The sequence below is a fragment of the Paenibacillus sp. AR247 genome (assembly GCF_002968895.1).
GTDB classification, from domain to species: domain Bacteria; phylum Bacillota; class Bacilli; order Paenibacillales; family Paenibacillaceae; genus Paenibacillus_AQ; species Paenibacillus_AQ favisporus.
In genome coordinates this window covers 2,829-9,261 of sequence record NZ_PCZT01000020.1, presented here as the reverse complement: position 1 = coordinate 9,261, position 6,433 = coordinate 2,829, and the positions used below count along the sequence as shown (strand labels likewise).

The 6,433-nt window shown below is 53.5% G+C and carries 8 protein-coding genes; all 8 read right to left on the bottom strand.

What is annotated here, in order from left to right:
* Positions 1-373: histidinol dehydrogenase (locus tag CPT76_RS27140; protein WP_146116448.1), on the bottom strand; the 373-nt coding region annotated here is incomplete at its 3' end.
* 56 nt (positions 374-429) lie between these two features.
* The gene (gene hisG / locus CPT76_RS27135) at positions 430-1,062 is read right to left on the bottom strand and encodes an ATP phosphoribosyltransferase (RefSeq protein ID WP_076173192.1); all 633 of its coding nucleotides are present in this window, start codon (positions 1,060-1,062) and stop codon (positions 430-432) included.
* Between the two features lie 82 nt (positions 1,063-1,144).
* Positions 1,145-2,338 (bottom strand): ATP phosphoribosyltransferase regulatory subunit, encoded by a 1,194-nt coding sequence (locus tag CPT76_RS27130; protein WP_105445115.1) that lies wholly within the window; start codon positions 2,336-2,338, stop codon positions 1,145-1,147.
* A gap of 206 nt (positions 2,339-2,544) precedes the next feature.
* Positions 2,545-3,084 carry an acyltransferase gene (locus tag CPT76_RS27125; RefSeq protein ID WP_076173194.1) on the bottom strand — a complete coding sequence of 180 codons (540 nt, stop codon included), beginning with the start codon at positions 3,082-3,084 and terminating at the stop codon, positions 2,545-2,547.
* Between the two features lie 7 nt (positions 3,085-3,091).
* Positions 3,092-3,733, bottom strand: coding sequence for a pyrophosphatase PpaX (gene ppaX / locus CPT76_RS27120; RefSeq protein ID WP_105445114.1), 642 nt, complete (start codon positions 3,731-3,733; stop codon positions 3,092-3,094).
* A gap of 7 nt (positions 3,734-3,740) precedes the next feature.
* The gene (lgt, locus tag CPT76_RS27115) at positions 3,741-4,772 is read right to left on the bottom strand and encodes a prolipoprotein diacylglyceryl transferase (RefSeq protein WP_105445113.1); all 1,032 of its coding nucleotides are present in this window, start codon (positions 4,770-4,772) and stop codon (positions 3,741-3,743) included.
* 12 nt (positions 4,773-4,784) lie between these two features.
* On the bottom strand, positions 4,785-5,726 hold the full coding sequence (hprK, locus tag CPT76_RS27110; protein ID WP_076173197.1) for an HPr(Ser) kinase/phosphatase: 942 nt from the start codon (positions 5,724-5,726) through the stop codon (positions 4,785-4,787).
* Positions 5,727-5,913: 187 nt separating this feature from the next.
* A partial coding sequence (locus CPT76_RS40625) for a TOBE domain-containing protein (protein ID WP_258168841.1) occupies positions 5,914-6,433 on the bottom strand: 520 nt, incomplete at its 5' end.

The following is a 6,433-nucleotide window of genomic DNA, read 5'->3' as shown; positions in this document are numbered from 1 at the left end:
CCGGCACATAGACGCCGACCCGCTTCAGCGGACGGATGATTTGCCCCAAGATGCTGCCGTCAGGCTGCAGATCCATCCAGGAGTTTCTTTTCTCTCTCTCGTGGAACGCGCGAATATTGCGCGCCGCAGCCGAAATCGCATCGACGAACGATGGCTCAACCTTTGTGTAGGCCGCCTTCAGCTCCTCTTCAGTCACGCGCAGACCCGATGCCGTCAGCTTCGTGCGGTCGAGCTCTTCTGTGTACCGGAGCAGAGCTGCATCGCCCTCCTGCTTTACGTCCTGCACGATCCGTTTGGCGGCTGCATTTTGCTCCGGCGTGCCGTACTCGACCTCCCGCCGCAGATCAAAATCCTCAACCGGTACAATTTTCATCCCATTCTCCCCCTCTGCTATCTCTTCGCCATCCACTCTGCTGGCTTTATCCCGAACTATTCCGAAGCGGAAATCACTTTCTGAAGCCGGTCGCAGAGCGACTGGATTTGCCCGTTCTTCATCCGGTAGCTCACCCGGTTGGCCACTAGGCGGCTCGTTATTTCAAAGATGCTGTTCATTTCCACCAAACCGTTTTCCCGCAGCGTCTGACCGGTTTCCACCATATCGACGATCCGGTCGGAAAGACCGATCAATGGCGCAAGCTCGATGGAGCCGTTCAGCTTGATCACCTCGACCTGCTGCCCCTGCTCGCGGAAGTACTGCGACGCCACGTTCGGGTACTTCGTTGCCACGCGCTGCTGAATGCCCGGCTTCCAGTCGGGCAGACCGATCACGGACATCCGGCATCTGGCGATACCTAAGTCCAGCAGCTCGTAGACATCGCGATTTTCTTCCATCAGTACATCCTTGCCGACGATGCCGATGTCCGCGGCGCCGTATTCCACGAAGGTCGGCACATCCACCGGTTTAGCCAGGATGAATTCCATGTCCAACTCCGGCAGCGGAATGACCAGTTTGCGCGACTCATCGACCTCTTCCGGGATCGGAAGACCGGCTTCACGGAACAATGCCGACGCTTTTTTATAGATCCGCCCTTTCGGCATCGCCACTTTTAAAGTTTCTGCCAACGTTCTCCCTCCTGCTTCTAATTGTTGATCTATCTATCTCAATTCGCTGTTTATGTTTTTCTAATCCTGCCCCAGGTTCCCTTTACCCCAAACTCCCGCCAAAAGTGATAACCTCTCCATAAGCTTGGCTGGTCGCCCCTGGTTTCGCCGCATCCGGGCCGGTATGATCTCCGTCGATCAACAGCGTAACAACCGATTGTCCCTGCGCACGAAGCTTCGCCGCCTCGGCCAGGCCTTCCTTGCGATGTGCTGCGTCATAACGGACGAGAACAGGCAACACAGCCGCTTCCTGCACGCCGTTGACGCCATCCAGAATACGGTTCGTTTTCAGCGCAAATCCCGTCGCCGGAACGTTCCGTCCAAACTGCTTCAGCAGATTGTTGTACCGTCCGCCGCTGCAGACCGGGAAGCCAAGCTCGGAGGCGTAGCCTTCAAACGTCATTCCTGTATAGTAGGAAAAGTCTCCGATCATCGTCAGATCGATAAGCACGTGCTCCGACACGCCATACGCCTCCAGCACCTCCCATACTTTACACAAATGGCTGATGGATGCTCTTGCGAGCGGATGACCGCTCAGCTCCAGCGCCTGATCGCAAATTTCCTGGCCTCCGCGCAGACGAAGAAGTCCTTCGAGCCAATCCCGCTGTTCATCCGTTACACCCAGCTCGCTGATTGTTTTACGGAAACCGACGAAGTCGCGGCTGAGTAGGCCCTCTTTCAGTGATTGCTGAGCTTCGGTTGATCCCGGGAGGATTTCATCAAACAACCCGTTGAGAAACCCAACGTGGCCCATGGCGATTTTAAAAGAAGACACACCCGCCGCCTTCAAAGACTCGATGGCCAGAGCCACGACCTCGGCATCCGCTTCGGGTGAATCGTCACCGACGAGCTCGACGCCGGTCTGAAAAAATTCCGCTTCCCGTCCGGCTTCTTCCTCAATGGCCCGGAACACGTTCGCGTGGTAAGACAGCCGGATGGGCAGAGGCTCTTCTTTCAGCAGCGACGAGACCACCCGGGCGATCGGAGCCGTCATATCCGAACGAAGCACCAGTGTGGTGCCCCGGTTATTCAACAATTTAAACAGCTTGCGGTCCGACGTGGAGCTTGCCACGCCTACCGTATCGTAATATTCCATCGTCGGCGTCATGATTTGCCGGTAACCCCAGCGGCTCATGCAGTCAAGCACGTCGCGCTCGATCCGGCGCAGCTTGGAGACCGCATAAGGCACATAATCGCGGACGCCTGAAGGCTTTTCAAAACCTTTCGGCTTGGTCACGTCCCATCACCTCGAACAGTTATATTTCTTTATCACGTTAAAGTGCTACCATACTACCAAAGTAAAGAATAATGGCTATATTAACATGAAAAGGCAGATTCGTCAATTGCCATACGTATCACTTCCGTGCACTTGCCTCGGCTTGATACAAAAAAACATTCAAAATCCAAGCTTTTGAATGTTTTTCGTATGTGCGGCCACTGCCTTTATTCATCCGATGCCGGCACGGACGAGGAATGCGCATCCTCCTCCGTTTTCGAATCCGAACGTCTCAGCTCGCGCAGCGGGTTACCGCCGACAAAGGCACCCGCCGGTACGCTCTTGTGCACGACGGACCCGGCGGCAATGACAGCGCCGTCTCCAATCGTGACTCCCGGCAAAATGGTCGTATTCGCTCCGATCAGCACATTGCTGCCGATCAGGACTTGTCCCAGCCGGTATTCCTTAATCAAATATTCGTGGGCGAGAATCGTCGTGTTGTACCCGATCACCGAATTGTCCCCGATCGTGATGTTCTCCGGAAAGAACACATCCACCATGACCATCAGGCCAAAGGCGGCATGCTCTCCCACCTTCATCCCCAGCAGGTGACGGTAGATCCAATTCTTTAGCGGAAGAATCGGGCAGTACCGGGCCGCTTGTATACATATGAAATTTTTAACCCCTTTCCAAGGGCTGACCGTTCTATAGATTTGCCACAGCGCGTTCGGGCCTTCGACCGGGTAACGAGTCACGTTTCTGCTCACAATCGCCTTACTCCTGTTCCACCAAGGAATATAAATCGGTCATATCATGCAGTATGTAATCCGGATTATACTCGCGGAGCACCTTCTCGCCTTTCAGCGACCAAGCGACCCCGGCAGACCGGGCGCCTGCCGCCTTGGCGGATTGAATATCCACCGGGCTGTCCCCGACCATCAACGTTGCTTCCGGATCTGCTCCAAGCTGCTTGATGGCCATCAGCACCGGCTCCGGATGCGGTTTGGGATGCTCGACGTCCATCACCGTAACAATCGCCTTCATATACTTGTCCAGCCCGAACATCTCCAGCACGCGGAACGTCCCTGGCTTATTCTTGGTGGTCACAACCCCCATCGTAATGCCGCGCCGGCTCAGTTCCTTGATTACCTCCAGCACATGCGGAAAAGGCTGCACCATCTCGTCGTGATGAGCGTCGTTATACGTTCTGTAAGCCTGGTGAAAATGGGTCACATCCTCGCTCCCCGAGAAAAACTGGAGCTGCTGCTCCAGCGTCATCCCCATTTTTGGAATGATCACTTCCCGAGTCAGGGGGGGCTGGACGTGCTTCTCCAGTACATGCATAAACGAGCTGATAATCAATTCATTCGTATCAATGATCGTTCCGTCCAAATCAAACAGTACGGTATCTATCATGCTGTCGTTACTCCTTTTTGTCCTCCACTACGGCGTTCTCCTCGCGGTGCTCAGGGGTAGCAACGGGTTCTACTTTAGCATCATGCTCCAGCGCGGTTGCTTCCGGCACCGTATCTTTCGGCGCTTTCGTCGAGACGATCGGATCCAGATAGTGCTCCTTCGCCTGACCGGTTGTACGGCGCACAATAATCAATACGATGGCGACGACGATAATCAGGATCGCTAGCAGTTGGGAAATGCGGACATTTCCGTAATTCGGGTCAAGCGCACCATGCTCGAATCCCATCCACTCCATCGGTTTCCACAAACCGTTAACCATCGATGCCAGCCATTCCGGACCCTTAAAAGCAAGGCTGTCCGTCCGCAGTCCTTCGATAAAGAACCGCCCGATCGAGTACCAAATAAAATAAGAAAGGAACAATTCAGCCGCACGCAAAAACTTTTGACGACGGAGAATAAACAAAATGATGATGCCCACCAGGCTCCATAACGATTCGTACAGGAAGGTCGGATGGTGGTATACGCCCTCGACGTTCATTTGGTTTACGATAAAAGCAGGCAAATGCAGATTGTTCCGCAGGAAAAACTCATTCACCGGACCGCCGTACGCTTCCTGATTCACATAGTTGCCCCAGCGACCGATCATTTGCCCCGTAAGCAGGCTGGGTGCACAAATGTCGGCAATGCGCCAGAAGTTGTACCCTCTGTAACGGAAATAGATGATGGCGCAAATGATCGCTCCGATCAGCGCTCCGTAGATGGCAATCCCGCCGTTCCATATTTTAAAAATATCCAGCAGGTTGTTCTTGTAATCGTCCCACATGAAGGCCACGAAATAGATCCGCGCCCCGATAATAGCCGACGGTACTCCCAGCAGCAGCAAGTCCATGAAAAATTCAGGCATAATGCCGAATCTTCTGCCTTCCCGGATAGCCAGGAGGAGGCCAACCAGCGCCCCCAAGCCCAGGATCAGACCGTACCAGTGAACCGACAGGGATCCAATCGAGAAAGCGATCGGATTAATTAGCAATGTAGCCATGTATCCACTCTCCTAGTCCATATCGTCCATATCTTCTGCAATGGTGGCTGTGAGCTTATTCGTAAACTGCAGGGCCGCATTCAGACCCATTTGCTTCAGCCGGTAATTCATAGCCGCCACTTCGATGATGACCGCAAGGTTACGTCCCGGACGTACCGGAATGGTCACGAGAGGAATGTCGGTATCGATGATTTTGGTCGTTTCTTCATCCAGTCCGAGCCGGTCGTACTGTTTATCCTGCTGCCAGGCCTCGAGCTTGACGACAAGTGTAATTCGTTTGTTGTTCCGGATTGCTCCGGCTCCGAACAGGGTCATGACGTTGATGATCCCGACACCACGGATCTCCAACAGATGGCGAATCAGCTCAGGAGCCGATCCATGCAGCTGAAAGTCCGAGGTCTGCCGGATTTCCACCGCATCATCAGCGATCAGCCGGTGGCCCCGTTTGACCAATTCCAGTGCAGTTTCACTCTTGCCGATGCCGCTGCTGCCGGTAATCAGCATGCCTACCCCATAGACGTCGCACAATACGCCATGAATGGTAGTGGTCGGCGCCAGCTTTCTCTCCAGAAAGCCGGTAATCCGGCTGGACAGGATGGTCGTCGCCATATTGCTCCGCAGGATGGGCAGGTTCTTTTCCTGGCTAAAATGGATCAATTCCTCGGGCACTTCCAGCCCTCTCGTGACAACAATACAAGGCGTTTCCTCGCTGCTGCACAGGCGCTCCATCCGTTCTTTCCGTTCTTCTGCTGTAAGCATGGCAAAAAAGGCCAGCTCCGTTCGTCCCAGCAGCTGCACCCGTTCCTCAGGATGATATTCAAAATAACCTGCCATTTCCAGACCCGGTCTGTTTAAATCGTCTGTCGTGATGGCCCGTCTCAGGCCGTGTTCCCCTGAAATGACCTCCAGCTGAAATTGCTGGACCAATTCAGATACTCTTACTTTCTTAGCCATTTCACGTCTCCCTTTCTATCAGCTGGCTCTTCTGTCAGCCGACTGCCGCCGGTCAAACCATGAATTTTCTAATGTACCCATCGTAAATGATATTTCCTATGAATGCAATGTCAGCCGCCTATTCGCTCCAAATACAAAAGAGCCGCCCGAAAGGGCGGCTCTTCATCTTCAGGCATTCCGCCTGGAATTAGTCAGCCAACAATACGTTCAGCTCAGACTCTTTGTCGAAGATATGAATTTTGTTCATGTCGACAGCCAAACGAGCGCTGTTGCCTTCACGAGTCGTAGAACGTCCGTCTACACGGGCGATAACGGTGTCGTTACCCAATCCGCTCAGGTAGAGGAGCATTTCGTGACCAAGGTTTTCTGTTACGTCTACATGGGCCGTGAAGATCGTATTCGGAGAAGCTTCCAAGAATACAGGCTCTTCATGAATATCTTCCGGACGAACGCCCATGATCACTTCTTTGCCGATGAAGCCTTTGCTCTTCAGGATTTGCGCTTTACCGCCTGGAACTTCTACGTCAAGTCCTTGGGATTTGAAGCGTACAGAACCGTTGGACTCGCTGAGTGTTCCGTTAATAAAGTTCATAGTAGGCGATCCGATAAAGCCGGCAACAAACAGGTTGTTTGGATTGTTGTACAGCTCTTCCGGAGAAGCGGCTTGTTGAATAATGCCGTCCTGCATAACCACGATACGGTCACCC